The organism is Leptospira selangorensis, from assembly GCF_004769405.1.
Classification (GTDB): Bacteria; Spirochaetota; Leptospiria; order Leptospirales; family Leptospiraceae; genus Leptospira_B; species Leptospira_B selangorensis.
Window position 1 is genome coordinate 165,747 of the sequence record NZ_RQES01000001.1, and the last position, 16,168, is coordinate 181,914.

General features: G+C 40.0%; 13 protein-coding genes. 7 read left to right on the plus strand and 6 right to left on the minus strand.

Annotated elements, in window-relative coordinates; all coding sequences use genetic code 11:
- Positions 1–2 precede the first annotated feature (2 nt).
- From EHO58_RS00820 to EHO58_RS00830, 3 genes are read left to right on the plus strand one after another with little or no spacing between them, the layout of a single operon-like run.
- Positions 3–302, plus strand: a complete 300-nt coding sequence (locus EHO58_RS00820) for a DUF362 domain-containing protein (RefSeq protein ID WP_135626845.1) — start codon at positions 3–5, stop codon at positions 300–302.
- Positions 299–4,036 carry a methionine synthase gene (gene metH / locus EHO58_RS00825; RefSeq protein WP_135678044.1) on the plus strand — a complete coding sequence of 1,246 codons (3,738 nt, stop codon included), beginning with the start codon at positions 299–301 and terminating at the stop codon, positions 4,034–4,036. The genes EHO58_RS00820 and metH overlap by 4 nt, the downstream gene beginning before the upstream one ends.
- Before the next feature lie 6 nt (positions 4,037–4,042).
- Entirely contained in the window at positions 4,043–4,357 is a 315-nt protein-coding gene (locus tag EHO58_RS00830; protein WP_135678045.1) for a hypothetical protein, read from the plus strand.
- Positions 4,358–4,427: 70 nt separating this feature from the next.
- Here EHO58_RS00830 and EHO58_RS00835 read toward each other — a convergent pair whose 3' ends face one another.
- Together EHO58_RS00835 and EHO58_RS00840 are read right to left on the minus strand one after the other, a co-directional pair.
- Entirely contained in the window at positions 4,428–5,051 is a 624-nt protein-coding gene (locus tag EHO58_RS00835) for a hypothetical protein (RefSeq protein ID WP_135678046.1), read from the minus strand.
- Positions 5,052–5,118: 67 nt separating this feature from the next.
- Entirely contained in the window at positions 5,119–6,057 is a 939-nt protein-coding gene (locus EHO58_RS00840) for an LIC_20087 family outer membrane protein (protein ID WP_244241023.1), read from the minus strand.
- Between the two features lie 219 nt (positions 6,058–6,276).
- Here EHO58_RS00840 and EHO58_RS00845 point away from each other — a divergent pair, with 219 nt between their 5' ends.
- The gene (locus tag EHO58_RS00845) at positions 6,277–7,572 is read left to right on the plus strand and encodes an ATP-dependent 6-phosphofructokinase (protein WP_135678048.1); all 1,296 of its coding nucleotides are present in this window, start codon (positions 6,277–6,279) and stop codon (positions 7,570–7,572) included.
- 60 nt (positions 7,573–7,632) lie between these two features.
- On the opposite strand, the gene EHO58_RS00850 is transcribed toward EHO58_RS00845, so the two are convergent.
- Positions 7,633–9,381, minus strand: coding sequence for a GAF domain-containing SpoIIE family protein phosphatase (locus EHO58_RS00850; protein ID WP_135678049.1), 1,749 nt, complete (start codon positions 9,379–9,381; stop codon positions 7,633–7,635).
- Between the two features lie 98 nt (positions 9,382–9,479).
- Entirely contained in the window at positions 9,480–10,352 is an 873-nt protein-coding gene (gene argB, locus EHO58_RS00855; protein WP_135626838.1) for an acetylglutamate kinase, read from the minus strand.
- A gap of 43 nt (positions 10,353–10,395) precedes the next feature.
- Between argB and EHO58_RS00860 the strand changes: the two genes are divergently transcribed.
- Positions 10,396–11,112 carry an SDR family NAD(P)-dependent oxidoreductase gene (locus EHO58_RS00860; protein ID WP_135678051.1) on the plus strand — a complete coding sequence of 239 codons (717 nt, stop codon included), beginning with the start codon at positions 10,396–10,398 and terminating at the stop codon, positions 11,110–11,112.
- On the opposite strand, the gene EHO58_RS00865 is transcribed toward EHO58_RS00860, so the two are convergent.
- Together EHO58_RS00865 and EHO58_RS00870 are read right to left on the minus strand one after the other, a co-directional pair.
- A complete protein-coding gene (locus EHO58_RS00865; RefSeq protein WP_135678052.1) occupies positions 11,099–12,865 on the minus strand; it encodes a M61 family metallopeptidase in 1,767 nt (588 codons plus the stop codon). The two genes, EHO58_RS00860 and EHO58_RS00865, sit on opposite strands and share 14 nt — an antisense overlap.
- 3 nt (positions 12,866–12,868) lie before the next feature.
- The gene (locus EHO58_RS00870; protein WP_100723773.1) at positions 12,869–13,348 is read right to left on the minus strand and encodes a peroxiredoxin; all 480 of its coding nucleotides are present in this window, start codon (positions 13,346–13,348) and stop codon (positions 12,869–12,871) included.
- 128 nt (positions 13,349–13,476) lie between these two features.
- Between EHO58_RS00870 and EHO58_RS00875 the strand changes: the two genes are divergently transcribed.
- Positions 13,477–15,744, plus strand: coding sequence for an adenylate/guanylate cyclase domain-containing protein (locus EHO58_RS00875; RefSeq protein ID WP_135678053.1), 2,268 nt, complete (start codon positions 13,477–13,479; stop codon positions 15,742–15,744).
- A 52-nt stretch (positions 15,745–15,796) separates the two neighbouring features.
- Positions 15,797–16,165 carry a hypothetical protein gene (locus EHO58_RS00880; protein WP_135626833.1) on the plus strand — a complete coding sequence of 123 codons (369 nt, stop codon included), beginning with the start codon at positions 15,797–15,799 and terminating at the stop codon, positions 16,163–16,165.
- Positions 16,166–16,168: the final 3 nt, after the last annotated feature.

The following is a 16,168-nucleotide window of genomic DNA, read 5'->3' on the forward strand; positions in this document are numbered from 1 at the left end:
TCGTGGCATACGTAGTAACTGAACCCTGCGTAGGGTGTAAAATTACTTACTGTGCCGCTTCCTGTCCTGTGGAAGCTTTCCGAGAAGGAAAGGACTACTTAGTTATAGATCCGGACATTTGCATCAATTGTAATGATTGTTTGAGAGAATGTCCGGTGAATGCCATCTTTCCGGAGGATGAGGTGCCGGTGATATGGAAAGATTGGATCGTTTTGAACGCAAAAGAATCGAAAACGTTACCGATGATCAATGATCTTAAAAAACCTCTTTTAGATAAAAACTGCAATATTAAAGAATTATGAAACATAAATTTCCCACATATACAAACCCGAAAGCGCAAGAACTTCTAAAGTTATTAGAAGAAAGAATACTAGTTCTTGATGGTGCAATGGGGACTATGATCCAAAGATATGGTCTGGGGGAAGAAGACTTCCGAGATGAACGCCTCAAAGATCATCCTTCCGCGTTGAAGGGAAATAATGATCTACTTGTAATCACTAAACCTGAGGTGATTGAAGAAATACATTATAAATTTTTAGAAGCAGGGGCAAATATTTTAGAAACAAATACGTTTAGCTCCAATCGAATTTCTCAAGCCGATTATAACGCGGAAGCATACGTTGATGAGCTAAATAGAAAAGCGGTAAAAGTTGCTCGTGCTGCAATGGAAAAGTTCTCTAAAGCTCATCCTGACCAGCCATTATTCCTTGCAGGATCTATAGGGCCTACAACCAGAACGGCTTCTCTTTCTCCGGATGTGAATAATCCTGCATTCCGTGCAGTAACCTTTGACGAATTAGTGGAAACATTCTACGAACAAGTGAGAGCACTTGTGGAAGAAGGAGTCGATATTCTTCTTTCCGAAACCAATATCGATACTTTAAATTTAAAAGCGATCATCGTTGCTATTGAGAACGTATTCAAAGATTTGAATGTAAGGATTCCTGTTTCTCTTTCTGTTACGATCACTGACGCTTCCGGAAGGACATTGTCAGGACAGACGATCGAGGCATTCTACAACTCCATCTATCATGCAAATCCTCTTTCTGTAGGGATCAACTGTGCTTTAGGTGCAGGTGAGATGAGGCCTTATATAGAAGAATTATCTAGAATCTCAGGTTGTTATATTAGTTGTTATCCTAATGCAGGTTTGCCTAACGCGTTTGGTGGATATGACCAAACTCCAGAAGAATTTGGAAACTTCTTGGATGATTTTTCCAATCAAGGTTGGTTAAATATTGCGGGAGGATGTTGTGGAACTACTCCAGCTCATATTAAAGAAGGTGCCAAAGCCGTCCAAGGTAAAAAGCCTAGAATCATACCGGAGATAGAAGGAAAAACTAGGCTATCCGGATTAGAACCTTTGAATATAGATGAAACAACAGGTTTCGTATTAATAGGAGAAAGAACTAACGTAACAGGTTCTCCTAAATTCAAAAAACTGATCTTAGAAGGAAACTTTGAAGAAGCAGTGTCAGTCGCTTTACAGCAGGTAGAAGCAGGTGCAAACGTTATCGATATAAACTTCGACGAAGCTCTTTTAGATGGAGAAGCCTCCATGAAAGAGTTCTTAAACTTGATCGCAGTTGAACCCGATATTGCGAAAGTTCCTTTCATGGTGGACAGTTCCAAATGGTCCGTTTTGGAAACTGGATTAAAATGTATCCAAGGAAAACCGATCGTAAACTCCATCTCCTTAAAAGAAGGAGAAGAGAAGTTTTTACAACAGGCAAAAATAGTTAAGATGTACGGTGCTTCCGTCATCGTAATGGCTTTCGACGAACAAGGCCAAGCTGCTACTAAAGATGACAAAGTTCGAATTTGTAAAAGAGCTTATGATCTATTAGTGGAAAAGGCTGACTTCTCTCCGTTTGATATCATCTTTGATCCGAACATTCTCACTGTCGGAACTGGAATAGATGAGCATAATAACTATGCAGTCGATTTTATAGAAGCGATCAAAGAAATCAAAGTTGTTTGCCCAGGCGCGAAAATCAGCGGTGGTTTGAGTAATATCTCCTTCTCTTTCCGTGGAAATAACCCAGTAAGAGAAGCAATGCACTCCGCATTTTTATTTTACGCGATCAAGGCCGGAATGGATATGGCGATCGTAAATGCAGGTATGCTTGCAGTTTATGAAGAAATTCCTAAAGATCTTTTAGAAAGAGTAGAGGACGTTCTCCTGAATAGAAGACCGGATGCTACCGAAAGATTAATCGATTTTGCTGAATCAGTTAAGTCGGGTGAGAAGGCTGAGAAAAAAGAAGAAGCCTGGAGAGAAGGGACAGTAGAGCAAAGATTAGAATATTCTTTAGTAAAAGGAATCGTAGAATATATAGACCAAGATACCGAAGAAGCAAGGCTTAAATATGATCGACCTCTTCAGGTGATCGAAGGTCCTTTAATGGACGGAATGAGAGTAGTGGGAGATCTGTTCGGATCCGGAAAAATGTTCCTTCCTCAAGTTGTCAAAAGTGCAAGGGTGATGAAAAAATCGGTGTCTTATCTTCTCCCTTTCATGGAAGAAGATAACAGCAAAGATGCTCAGGCTTCTACAAAACAAAAATTCCTGATAGCCACAGTGAAAGGTGACGTTCATGATATCGGTAAAAATATCGTGGCCGTTGTGCTTGCTTGTAATAACTATGAAGTGATCGACCTTGGAGTGATGGTCCCTTGTGAGAAAATTCTGGAAGAAGCGAGAAAAGAGAAAGTAGATATCATTGGATTGTCCGGTCTCATTACTCCTTCTCTAGATGAGATGGTTCATGTCGCGTCTGAAATGAAAAGGACAGGTTTCGATATTCCTCTGTTGATTGGAGGAGCTACTACAAGTTCAGCTCATACCTCCGTAAAAATTTCTGAAAAATATGATCAACCTGTGGTCCACGTAATTGATGCTTCCAGAGTCGTGAACGTAGTCGCAAAACTTTTGAGTCCTTCTTTAAAACCAGATTATATAAAACAGATTAAAGAAGAACAAAAGATCCAAAGGGAAATTTATTTTAATACTAGAAGCGATCGTAAACTTGTTTCTATCGAAGATGCCAGAGAAAATAAATACGTTACCGATTGGAATGTTACTAAGGTAACTAAACCGAATTTTGTAGGAGTTCGAGTTTTTGATAACGAGATCTCTTTGGAAGAATTGGTTCCTTATATTGACTGGTCTCCATTCTTCCAAGCTTGGGAATTAAAAGGACGTTATCCTTCTATTCTTGAAAGTGAAACTTACGGTAAACAAGCCAAAGAATTATTCAAAGACGCTCAAAAATTATTAGAAGATATCATTTCTAATAAAAGATATACAACCCGAGGAGTGATCGGTGTCTTCCCCGCGAATAGTGTAGGCGACGATATTGAAGTTTACGAGGACGAAACGAGAACAAAAGTGAAAACCGTTTTTCACACTCTTCGCCAACAGATCAGCAAAGAAGAAAAAGACGAACCTAATTATTGTTTGGCGGACTATATAGCTCCTAAAGAAAACGGAGTCGCGGATTATATCGGCGGTTTTGCAGTGACTGCGGGTCATGGAGTAGAGGCGTTTGCTTCTATCTTCGACTCTAACCTCGATGACTATAATTCCATCATGGCAAAGGCCTTGGGCGATCGTTTTGCAGAAGCTTTTGCCGAATATATGCACCTTAAGATCCGAAAAGAGATTTGGGGTTATGTTGCCGATGAAAATCTTTCTACGGAAGAATTGATCCGGGAACGTTATCAGGGAATTCGTCCTGCGGCCGGTTATCCTGCAAGTCCGGACCATACCGAAAAGAGAACCTTATTCGATCTATTAGATGTGGAGAAGAATACAGGGATCACTCTCACGGAACATTTTGCGATGATGCCTGCAAGTTCGGTGAGCGGTTTATATTTCGCTCATCCGGATGCTAAATATTTTGCGGTGGCGAAGATCAACAAGGACCAGATCCAGGATTATGCAAATAGGAAAGGAATGGCCGTTTCCGAGGTGGAAAAATGGCTTTCTCCGAATTTGGCTTATGACCCCCAAGAGGCGGTTTCCAGAGTCTAATCTTTAATGAAACGATTTGTCGAAGTTACTACAAATCCGGTTCATTCTGAATACCAGGATGAATCGGAGCCTGGAACGGAGTTTCCATTCCATCCTTGGTTGGCATCTAAGATTAGGGAGAAGCTGGGAAGGGAAGATCTACGCTTGAAGCTGAGTGAGATCAGCTGCGAGGAAGTAGCCTGCCCAGTAATGGAGACTAGGATCGAAGTCGTAGATACTACATCCGGTAAAACTACTACTTTATTGAGATTTGGCAGAAAGAAAGAGCAAATCAACAAACTGGATCTGCAGCTTTCGTTCCAGAAAATGCAAATTCTGTAGTAACTTCGACTAAATCTATACCTGAATCCTGATTCCAGACCCAAATTCCTGTCGAAGATACTACAAACCCCTAATTCAAAACAAATCCAGAGATTATCTTCTCAAAGTTTGCCTTCTCTTTCTCGAACTGACTTTCCAGAGTAAAGGTGGAAAACTGAACGGAACCAAAATTACCGCTAGCTAGAAAGGAATAAAAAATAAATCTAAGACCTTTGATCTGAGCAGTATAAGTGACGATCTTTCCCGCGACTCCGTTTACGGAACAATCTTCAATATTAATGATCCTTGCATCCGGATCCGTTTTAACTACATTCAATAAAACTAATTCAGGAAATGACTCTAATGGAATTTCTAAACCTTCATAGATCACCATTGCGTTTCCGGTTCTCGCCTGGTTTATAAAATGAAATTCTGCGAATTCATGGCTTTCAGTCACGCTTGTCCATAGAGTGGAGTTATAATAAACGGAATATATTCCTGATTTACTTTTGATCAGGCTTGTTTGGTCGGTTCCTTTTAGAATAGATCTACCTATATCCGATTTTTTAGCAGGATCTTTTTTCGGCTCAGGTGCGTATTGCCATGTGAAGTTTTCTTTGAGAACTATCTTCTTTCCTGTTTTAGTATAAACTACTTCGTCGGCGAATGTAGCGGTGGCGGCACAGAATAAGATTAGAAACTTGATTTTTTCCATAGGACTTTCTCCTGTTTTTGAAAAATTTACTGAGGATAGGCGAGATTATATTAGGAAAACTTGATCTTTATTTTTGTAAACTTGGGGAACTATCCGAAAATTTGTATTTCACCCCAAGCATACCTTGGATTTCCGGAGTGAGTAATCCATCTGTATTTGGGAACGGTTGATGAAGAGGTAAACGTACTAAACCTTCGAAACTTAAGTTTTTCGTGGAGATGGAAAATCCAGGATTTACATAATACTCATAACCTTGTTGCCATCCTTTGAAGGCCTGAGGGGTTTCGATCTGCAAAAGACTTCTATCATTAAATCTTTTGATTCCGGAAACTTGCAGAAAAAAATCCATCTTATTCAAGTTACTGGAATTCGAGATCAACGAGTAACTGATACCGATGGATGATTTTGCAGACTCAGGGATCGCCAAACCTACGTTATTCCCGGCCATTCTCCAGCCTAAATCCATTTGGATCCCAGCTCTTCCGAGCAAATATCCGAAGAGTAAATTCCCTGCTTGGTTGTCTAAACCTCTGGAAAGATTGGAACCTAAACCAGGCATAACAGAAGAAGTGGCTCTTACATCTGTCAAACCATCGAACGCTCTTCTTTCAGTATTAGCTCCTATATAGGCCTCGGATTTATTGTCCTTGCTCTGGCCCATGCTCATTGCCATTACAAAAACTTCTTCTCTTCCGAGTGAAGGATATAGAGCGAAAAATTCTCTCTTTTGTAAAAGTATTCTAGGTTGGTTAGGTAATTTATTAGGAAGTCCAGGAATAGAATTGAAAGATGCGGATGTGGATTCGGTCGGAATATATTCCTGGAACACTTTCATTTCATAAGGATATTTGAATGTAAGAGAAGAGAAAAATTGGACCTTATGTTCTTCCTTCTCTACTTTGTCCCCGGATGTTTCCTTTTGGGAAAATAGGGTCGTATTTTTGGAAAAGTTGTCGAAAGAATCCCAGAAAAAAGTAGAACTGTTTTCTCCGTATATTACGGACAAGCTCGCTACAAAAGGAAAAATCACCTGTAAGAGGGAAGGGAAGGTCTTTCTAAGGAGCGAGCGCTTACGTTTAGGAAGAGATTTGGAATCATATGTCATCTTCTCGGTTCTCATCCTATATTTATTGATATATGACGGAATATTCTTCCTTGCCAATGAAAATTCCGTCATATTTACCAAAAAATAAGACCTTCTATAATTTACTTGGAATCGGTAAAAATGAACACAAAGATCAGAAATTTCGGACCTTGCAAAATTGAAAGTCCAGCCGCTTATGAATATTACACCGGAGACGAATCCAAGGTGGTTTTCAAGACAGTATTCGAAACGGAAGAAAGCTGGAAGGAATATATAGGAGAAGGTGCCGAATTTTTCGAACAAGCGGGTCCCAGAAAGAAGATCTACTTCGACCCAAAGGAAGTGACTGCCGGGATTGTAACCTGCGGTGGGCTTTGTCCTGGGATCAATGACGTGATCCGAGGGATCGTAATGGAATTAAATTATAGATACGGGGTCAAACGTATCCTTGGATTCCCTTATGGCTATCAGGGCCTTGTAAAAAAATTCGATCACAAGCCAATCGAGCTGAATCCGGAAAACGTTGCCCATATAGGAAGAGACGGAGGAACCATTCTCGCATCTTCCAGAGGGAACCAAAATGCTTCTGACATGGTAGATAGGCTGTCTTTGTACGGAGTTAAGATGTTATTCTGTATCGGAGGAGATGGGACCTTAAGAGGAGCCAAAGAGATTGTAAGCGAGATAGACAGAAGGGGAGAAGAGATCTCTGTTATTGGAGTTCCTAAAACAATAGATAACGATATCAACTATGTTCAAAAAACTTTCGGATTTTCCACCGCCTTCTCCAAAGCGATGGAAGCTGTAGAATGTGCGCATGTGGAAGCAAAAGGTGCGCCGAACGGTATCGGCGTAGTAAAGTTAATGGGAAGACATTCGGGTTTTATCGCTGTGAATGCGGCTCTTGCATCCCAAAACGTGAACTATTGTTTAATCCCTGAAGTGGACTTCGATCTGAAAGGAAAAGGCTCCTTCTTAGATGTTTTGAAAAATAGGATCTTAACCAGAGAACATGCGGTGATCATCGTAGCAGAAGGAGCAGGACAAAAGTTTTTCGGTAAAACGGAAGAAAGAGACGCATCCGGAAATCTTAAGTTAGGTGATATAGGTGTTTATCTTAAAAATTCCATCCAAGACTTTTTCAAAGCGGAGAAAATAGAAGTGAATGTAAAATATATAGATCCGAGCTATATTATTCGTTCCATTCCTGCAAATCCTGAGGATTCTATTTTCTGTGGATTTTTGGCCCAAAATGCGGTACATGCTGCAATGGCAGGTAAGACTGATATAGTGATCGGAATGTGGAATAATGTGTTTACTCATCTTCCGATCGATATTGCTATCCAAGAAAGAAAAGTGCTTCAACCTACTAAAAGTACTTTATGGAGAACGTTACTAGCTTCTACAGGACAGCCTGCTCATATGGTGGCAGAATAGTATTATAGTCGGAGAAGTTCCGAGATCAAATAGATATCAGGATGATCGGATTATAAAATCCTAATTGAGTCGGACCATTACTAAAGTGTAATCGTCATGAGGATCCGCTTCTCCTCTGAATGCATCAGTAGTGTCTAAGATCAGTTCTTTTAGATTTTCCACGGGCATATCCCCGTTTCTTTCTATTAGTTTTGCGAGATTTTCCAAAGAATACATTTCTCCGTCTTTGTTCGTGGTCTCGCTTACTCCGTCAGTGTATAGAACTAGAAGATCTCCAGGTTGGTATTCTACTTCATGCTCTTCTATCTCTGACTCTTTGATACCTAGAGGCATTCCTTTTCCGGAGAGAAGTAATACCTTCTTCTCCTTGGCCTTATATAATAATTGCTCATTATGGCCCGCACTAGAATAACGAATTCTTTTTTTGAGCATATTGATACGGGTCAACATCACAGTAACGAACATAAAATAACCGGACTTCTCTTGGATGATCCGATTCGCTCCCATGAGGCTGATGCTTGTGGAAGAGTTACGCGCTACTTCCCCCGCTATAATCGTCTTGGAAAATTCCATAAAGAGTGCGGCCGCGATCCCTTTTCCGGAAACGTCCGCGATTAAGATACTTACTTCATCAGGATTATGATAGATAAGATCATAAAAGTCCCCACCGATCTCCTTGGATGCGGTGTAAGAAGTTTCGATCTCCAAAAGATGCATCTTTTTAGGGATATTAGGCAAAGAGTTGATCTGTATCTGAGAAGCAATTTGCATATCTCTTCGGATAGAGGTTAACTTCTCTTTTTGGTTTTTTGCCAAAAGACTATTATAAGCCTCTGCGATCTGGTTGGAGATCGTGCTTAAAATAGAAAGATCCTGGTGAGAAAAACTATCCCCACTCATCTTATCTGCAGCATTCAAAACGCCTATGATTGTCCCATCCTGACGGATCGGAACAGAGACGAATGATCTGGTCTTATAACGATTCGGCGTAAGAAGGTCCGGATTAATATCCGTTTGTCCTTGTACTAAGATTGCTTTTCCTAGGGACAAAATTTCATTCAAGATCCCCCGGGATTCATCTACCAAATGGGATTCTTCTTCTAAGCTAAAACCGATAGATTTAGAAAGTTCGAATGCTTTTGTTCTAGGGTTTTGGAAGATTAAAGAAACTCTTTCTGCACCTAAAACATCGGATATAGAGTTTACTGTAAGATTTAGAAACTGATCTAATTCGCTGATATTAGAAATCGCCTGACTGATCTGATAAAGACAATCTAGTTCTCTTGCTCGGTCTTTTAAGTCGCGGATTAACCTTCTGTTCCTGATCGCGATCGCTGCAAGGTCGGAAAGATATTCTAATATTTTAATATCTTTATTTGTGAATTCGGGCCTTTCTAATGAGTTAACCGCTTCCAGAACCCCTTGGATCTCTCCTTGAGCCTTCATTGGAACGCAGATCAGGTTCTTTGTGGTGAATCCTACTGCATCGTCTATGTTTCTATAAATCCTTGGATCGTTTGCCGCATCGTTTACGATGACAGGTTCCAGACTTTCCAGTACCATTCCAGCGATCCCTTTTCCTCTAGGGACTTTTAATTCAGTGAGGGATTCTCCCTTATCACCTTTTGCAACTTGGAATACTAGACAATCTTCTTCCGGATCATAGAGTAGAAGGGAACATCCTTCCGTATTGAGTACATCTTTTGTGGTCTCTATGATAATTCCCAAAAGTTCTTCCAGATCGTCCGTGGAGTTGATCCTGGCGGTAATGTCTGAAATAAGAGCTAAGGAGAGCTGTTTGAAACTCATTTGGTCCGGGAATACTTCTTTTTTTGAGAGATTTTCAAATCGGGAGGGCTTATTCCAGCCCAAATCCAACTCCTGTCAAGGAGATTCGGAATTTCCTTTTATTCGATCAAGGAACCGATCCCTTGATCAGTAAAGATTTCGATCAGGATAGAATGGGGAACTCTTCCGTCAATAATATGAGTCCTTCTCACTCCTTGGTCGATCGCGGAAAGACAACATTCTACTTTAGGGATCATTCCTCCGGTGATATCTCCTTTTCGAATATAATCTTTTACTAAGGCCCGGTTCAGACCTGTTACAAGTTTTCCGTCGATCAGGATCCCGCTCGTGTCCGTAAGAAGGATCAGCTTCTCTGCTTTAAGAGCTCCTGCCAATTCACCTGCAAAAGTATCTGCATTGATATTTAATGATTCTCCAGATTCGGATTCGGCTACTGGAGAAATTACCGGGATAAAACCTTTTTCTTGCAGAGATAGAATGACCGTAGGATCTATTTTATCGATCTTACCTACAAGACCAACATCTACTAGTTCGGATTTTTTTCCTTCTACATCGATTTCTATCTTTGTCTTGGAAGCGACTGCCAGGTTTCCGTCTTTTCCGGAAAGTCCTACTGCGTTTCCACCTTCTTTATTGATCATGGAAACGATCTGTTTATTTACTTTTCCTGTGAGAACCATTTCCACAACGTCCATGGTCTCTTCGTTTGTGACTCTATGTCCGTGAACGAACTCGGTTGGAATATTCAAACTATCTAAGAGTCTATTGATCTCAGGCCCGCCTCCGTGAACGATAACCGGATGGATGCCTACGTATTTTAGAAGAACTATATCTTTTGCAAAAGATTCCTTTAAGTCTGCCTTAGCCATCGCGGCCCCACCATACTTGATGACCACAGTTTTCCCGGAGTATTTTGTAATATAGGGAAGGGCCTCCAGAATATTGTTGACCCTCTCAAAGGAATGTTCCATACCAAACAGAGAAATCGTTCCCCACTTGTACGTCGATTCAGAAATGTTTACAATTTTAATCACTGGAGGAAGTGGAGGTCTTGGCCGAGCTCTTGTTTCCGAATTAGGAAATTCCGGATATAAGATCTTAAATTGGGATCTGGTTTCTCCTGATAAACTTCATCCAAACGAAATATTCCAAAAAGTAGATCTGACTTCTTCCGATGAATTGGAGAATGCCTGCAATAGTTTGAAGTCTGAAACTTCTTCTCCAATCCGCGGATTTATACATTGTGCGGGTTATGGAGGTCCTTATCATAAGATCACCCAAGTTTCTTTGGAAGAATGGGACAGGATCTTTTCCATCAATCTTCGCTCCGCTTTTCAGATTACAAAATTTTTACTTCCGATTTTCAGTACACAAGAATTCGGAAGATTTGTTTATATAGCTTCTTCTTTGTCTGTACAAGGAAGCGCATTATCTGTGGCTTATTCTTCTTCTAAACATGGGATCATAGGTTTTATGAAATCTATCGCTGCTGAATGGGGAGAGAAGGGAATTACTTCTAACGCGGTGAGTCCGGGTTATATGGAAACCAAAATGGGCATCCAGGAAGATCAGGTTGACGATCATCGTAAAAAGATAATAGAGATGACTCCTGTTAAGAAGATCGCTTCTCCGGAAGAGATTGCAAGAGTGGTTACTTTTTTAATTTCTTCCGAGTCCGGTTATATCAACGGTGCGAACTGGACTGTGGACGGAGGAATTACTTCGATTTAGTCTTTTTGGAAGAAGGTTTCGAAGTTTTAGGTTCTTTCCCCAAATTCAAAAATACTTCTCTCAATTCTTTAATAGAATCTTTTGCCTTTTCATCAATCCATAATTCGTTTCCGGATGGAGAAGAGTCAAATTTGATCTTTCTTTTTAAGATCTTACCTCTTCTGGAGAGAAGAAGGTCCGCTTTTTTCCCGGGTTGGTATTGATTTAATAATTCTTTAAAGTTACCTGGAAGAATTCTTTTATCATCCAAGGCGATCCATTCATCACCTAGATTTATATCCGTTTCTTTTACTGATTTAGAAAGAAGGATTTTACTTACGATCATTCTTCCTCTTTCTTCCTTTACTCTAAATCCAGGTTCTATTTTAGGTTTAGAAGCAGTTCTTTCCACACCGATCAAATGTAGATAATTTTCAATCGGGATCCGTTTTGGTTCCGTGATATAGGAATCGAATTCTAGTTTTAGATCCAGTCCAGTGATCTTCTTCGCAGTTTGGAAAAATTCAGCTTTAGTGAAGCCTCTTTTTTTCTCCTGATGATACTGCTTATTCAAGGCGATCATAATATCCACCAAGGATTTTTTGCCCTCGGTTTCTTTTAGGATATAAAGGTTCATACTTAAGGATAAAATTGCACCTTTCGTATAATAAGAGATCCCGGTATTCGAAAAATTCGGATCGAATGGGCGATTATAATATTTGGTCCAAGCGGTAAAACTGGAATCTTCCAGACTCATCCAGGATTCGCCTAAAGATTCTTCCAGCTCTTGTATATCTTTCCAAAGTTTATTTATATATTGTTGGGGGGAATAAGTTCCGCAAAGAAGTAGAAAATATGCATCGAAGAAGCTTGTAATCCCTTCCGCGATCCATAATTCTTTTGTTAAGTTCGGTTTTTGGTAATCGAAAGGACCAAGCGCGATCGGGCGGATTCTTTTCACATTCCAATGATGGAAATATTCATGAGATAAAAGTTCTAAAAGAGTTCTATAATTATCGGGATTAGACCATCCGTTCGGATCGAATTGATTGATACTACAATTGAGATGTTCCAATCCTCCATAAAGATTATCGCTCATATCCAGGACGAATAAATAATATTTATTCTCCGTCCCAGCCATAAGTTTGATCTGGGTTTCTACGATGGTAGCCAGATCCTTGGAGATCTTCTTCTTATCTTTTGTTTCGATATCTCCCAGGATAACTAGATCGAATTCACATCCTTCCACATTAAAACTGATCTGTTTTTCATTAGTCAGTAGAATAGGGCAGTCGAAAAATTCATCAAAGTTCTTTGCTTTCCAGGTTTGTTTGGAGCCTTCCTTCTTCTTTAATCCTGTATAACAAAAACGAAAAGGTGATAAATTCTTCCAAGTTAACTCGGGCTCCAGATCTAAACGATCCTTCGGATATAAAAATGTAGCGGGAGGATGGACTAAAATAAAATCGCTAGTGAAATAATTGGTTCTTACTGTATGTTCAAACCCATATACTATATAAGAAATTTTGAATGTTTCTCCCTTAGAGGAGACTTTCCAAGTATCTAGATCGGTTTGTTCTATACTCCAGCCCGGTTTGGACTGAGTAAATTGGACTTGATGAATGGATTTGGAATAATCTCGGATCTTATAAGAGCCAGGGGACCAATTCGGAATACAAAGAAATGTTTCCTGTTTGTCAGGGCGGACTTCCATTTCCACCTTTAATAAATGTCTTTGAGGTTGGTATGTATCTAGAGTATATTTTACGATCACGCCTTAGGCACCGGCCTCTTTTAAGATCTCCTCTAAAGTCTCTGCGACAGTTTTAGTGGGATCCACTTTTCTCCATACTTTGCGAATGGTTCCATCAGGTCCTACCAAAAAGCTATCTCTGGAAAGTCCCTTGAATACTCTACCTTGCCATTCTTGATCACCATAAACTCCAAGAGGGCCACTTAGGGTTTGTTTCGGATCGGATAGAAGAGGGAAACTCAAATTGAATTTGTCAATAAATTGCTTATGACTATCCAAAGAATCGGAGCTGATGCCGTAGACCTTCGCTCCAGCCTGTGTGAACTTTTCCAGATTGTCTCTATAAGAGCAGGCTTGTTTTGTGCAACCCGGGGTATCGTCTTTTGGATAAAAATACAATAAGGTCCAAGAACCGCTTGAGTCTTTCGGTAGATTTACGGTGTTTCCTGCAGAGCTAGATAAACTTACTTCCGGTAATTTTTTGCCTTCCCATGAGTCGGACATAAAGTTTTCCTCCTATTTTCCCTTCCGGATAGTTTCTACCGAAAACATTTTTGGGAAAAGGAAAAAATCCTTTAAAAAAGTTGAAATCTCGCAGTTTTTCTCATCCAATTACTGCTGTCGAATAACGCATGGTGCAAAAACAAAAATTTCCGGCTTTACCTTTCAAATCTCTAATCTTCATTTCTTTTTTCTTATTCTCTTTTTACTCTCTGGGTTCTCAGGAAAAAGAACCTATCCCGGGTTGGAAGGACCTGGATCTAAAAAGATTAGAATGGGAATCCGTACAAGGATTTAAACCCGAATTCAAATCCGGCTTCGAATCTAGCGAACCAGGATATTTAAAAATAGAAAAATTCCCGATCGTTCTAAACCAACTCTATAAAACTCCGGTATCCGACAAGGTTCAGGAGTTTACTATCCAGACAAAGTTCAATTTAAGTTTCGATCCTAAGGCCCAGGTTTTCTTGAGTCCGATCCGACTTTACTTAAATTTTATAGGAGAGAACTGGGAAATTTACCTAAACGGCCATCTTCTCCAAAAAGAGATCCATTTGGATCCGAATGGGAAAATGCAGATCCGAAAAACTCTCCGAGATATGGAAGTGCAGGTTGACTCCAGTATTCTACAAGCAGGAGAAAACAGATTGGTATTCCGTATGTTGGGAGATGCACCGGCGCTTCATCTTTCGGAAGAAGAATATCCTACACTTTCTCCCGTGTTCACACCTACGAATGTGGATCTTGGATTTTATTTGGATGGAGATTATACTCTAGGAGTTGAATACGATTTTTCCAAAAAGATAGGGGTCTTACTTAATTTAAGTTTAAATACGATCTATATATTTTTCGGATTATATCATCTTCTCATTTTTTCTAAAAGAAGAACGGACAAATATAATCTGTATTTCGGGATCTTTTCCATCTCGATGGCGATTTACTCTTTGAGTAGATCCACGATTATTTTTGATTTTATACAAGATAGTACTTGGATTACAAGAATTGAATACGGTTCCGTATCCTTGCTCGCCCCCTTGTTCTTATTATTTCTGCATGATTATTTTTATGGATCCACTTTGCCGAATAAGGCGATACTTGCGATCTCGGGATGGAGTTTTGTCATCTTCTTCTTTTCTTTCTTTGCTCCATTCCAATATTTAATGATCAGTTTAAGAGCATGGCAGATCTCTATTCTACCTTCTCTTATATATCTATTGTATTTCATGGGAAAGGCCGTTTATCTCCGGAAAAAAGACGCTTCTCTTATGGCGATCAGTATGTTCATCATAGTATTCATCTCCGGCTATGATGTATTGGATTCTATGTTCTTCCAATCAGGGATCAGATTTACACAGTTTGCATATCTTTTATTCGTGATTTCTTTAACCACTATACTTGCAAACAGGTTCATAGATCTATATAAACAATCCGAAGAATTGAACATTGAACTTAGCCATCAAAAGTTGGAACTGGCAAGACAGAAGAATGCATTCTTCCGATTTGTTCCGATGCAATTCTTAAGTGTGCTTGGAAAAGATTCAGCCGTAGATGTAAACTTAGGCGATTCTGCATTGAGAGAGATGAGCGTTCTGTTCACGGACATTCGATCTTTCACTACCATCTCGGAGAAGATGACTCCTGAGGAAAATTTCAGGTTTATCAATGGTTATCTCGCTAAGATGGAACCTCTTATCCAAAAGTACGAAGGTTTCGTGGATAAGTTTATGGGAGATGCGATCCTTGCATTATTCTCCGCAGAAAGAGTAATGATCCATGCCGAAAACAATTGGGAAGGTAAGTCCGCCGCGGATAGGGCAGTTCTTGCGGCAATTGATATGAGAAGAAGGGTCCGAGAACTCGAAGAAGAAGTTAAGGGCAATCATGGACATGTAAAAGGTGTTCGGATCGGTATCGGAATTAATACCGGAAGTCTGATGCTTGGAACCGTAGGATCTTCTCATAGACTGGATACAACTGTAATAGGGGACACTGTAAACGTTGCATCTCGTTTGGAAAGTCTCACGAATTTGTATAAGGCGGATATACTAATCACTCAAAATACTTTATCTAGTCTTACGATCGCTGACGAACTTGCGATCAGAGAAGTGGACTCGGTTGTGGTCAAAGGAAAAAGCCAACCGATTATCATTTACGAAATTTATGAATCAGACGATCCTCATATTCGCAAACTGAAAGATGCGACTCTAGCTTTGATCTCCAGAGGAATTATCCTGTATAAGGTAGGAAATTTTAAAGAAGCTCTTCAGAATTTCGAACAAGCCTTAAAAGTTTATCCGGAAGATATAGTTGCGATTTTATATAGAAAACGTTGCCAGGAATATATAGAAGCTCCGCCTGTCGGGAATTGGGTCGGAGTACAACACCTTTTGGAAAAGTAGAAGATCGTTTTTCGCTTCCCATAAGACCAAAGGATCTTAAGAATGATCACCTATGATTTCTTATCCGGTGTACAAACTCATTCATATCCTCGGTATTTTATTCTTATTCTCCGCGTACGGTGGTCTAGCGCTTCACGTATTAGGAGGAGGCACAAAAGAGAACGCTCCTAAAAAGCTGATCGCTTCCGCTCATGGAATCGGTATGACACTCATACTTTTGGGCGGCTTTGGAATGCTTGCGAGAATCGGACTGTTGACCAGTTTTCCTGGTTGGGTGATAGCTAAAATTGTGGTCTGGTTGATCTTTGGCGGACTATTGACTGCTTATTATAAAAAGCCTGAATTCGCAAAAATACTTTGGTTCGGTCTTCCAGTGCTTGGTACATTCTCCGCTTATTTAGCATTGTATAAACCGTTTTAAATT

Excerpts from the sequence above, each read along its gene's own strand:
- metH (WP_135678044.1), top strand. The coding sequence starts at position 299 with ATGAAACATAAATTTCCCACATATACAAACCCGAAAGCGCAAGAACTT.
- EHO58_RS00830 (WP_135678045.1), top strand. The coding sequence starts at position 4,043 with ATGAAACGATTTGTCGAAGTTACTACAAATCCGGTTCATTCTGAATAC.
- EHO58_RS00835 (WP_135678046.1), bottom strand. The coding sequence starts at position 5,051 with ATGGAAAAAATCAAGTTTCTAATCTTATTCTGTGCCGCCACCGCTACA.
- EHO58_RS00845 (WP_135678048.1), top strand. The coding sequence starts at position 6,277 with ATGAACACAAAGATCAGAAATTTCGGACCTTGCAAAATTGAAAGTCCA.
- EHO58_RS00850 (WP_135678049.1), bottom strand. The coding sequence starts at position 9,381 with ATGAGTTTCAAACAGCTCTCCTTAGCTCTTATTTCAGACATTACCGCC.
- argB (WP_135626838.1), bottom strand. The coding sequence starts at position 10,352 with ATGGAACATTCCTTTGAGAGGGTCAACAATATTCTGGAGGCCCTTCCC.
- EHO58_RS00860 (WP_135678051.1), top strand. The coding sequence starts at position 10,396 with ATGTTTACAATTTTAATCACTGGAGGAAGTGGAGGTCTTGGCCGAGCT.
- EHO58_RS00870 (WP_100723773.1), bottom strand. The coding sequence starts at position 13,348 with ATGTCCGACTCATGGGAAGGCAAAAAATTACCGGAAGTAAGTTTATCT.
- EHO58_RS00875 (WP_135678053.1), top strand. The coding sequence starts at position 13,477 with ATGGTGCAAAAACAAAAATTTCCGGCTTTACCTTTCAAATCTCTAATC.
- EHO58_RS00880 (WP_135626833.1), top strand. The coding sequence starts at position 15,797 with ATGATTTCTTATCCGGTGTACAAACTCATTCATATCCTCGGTATTTTA.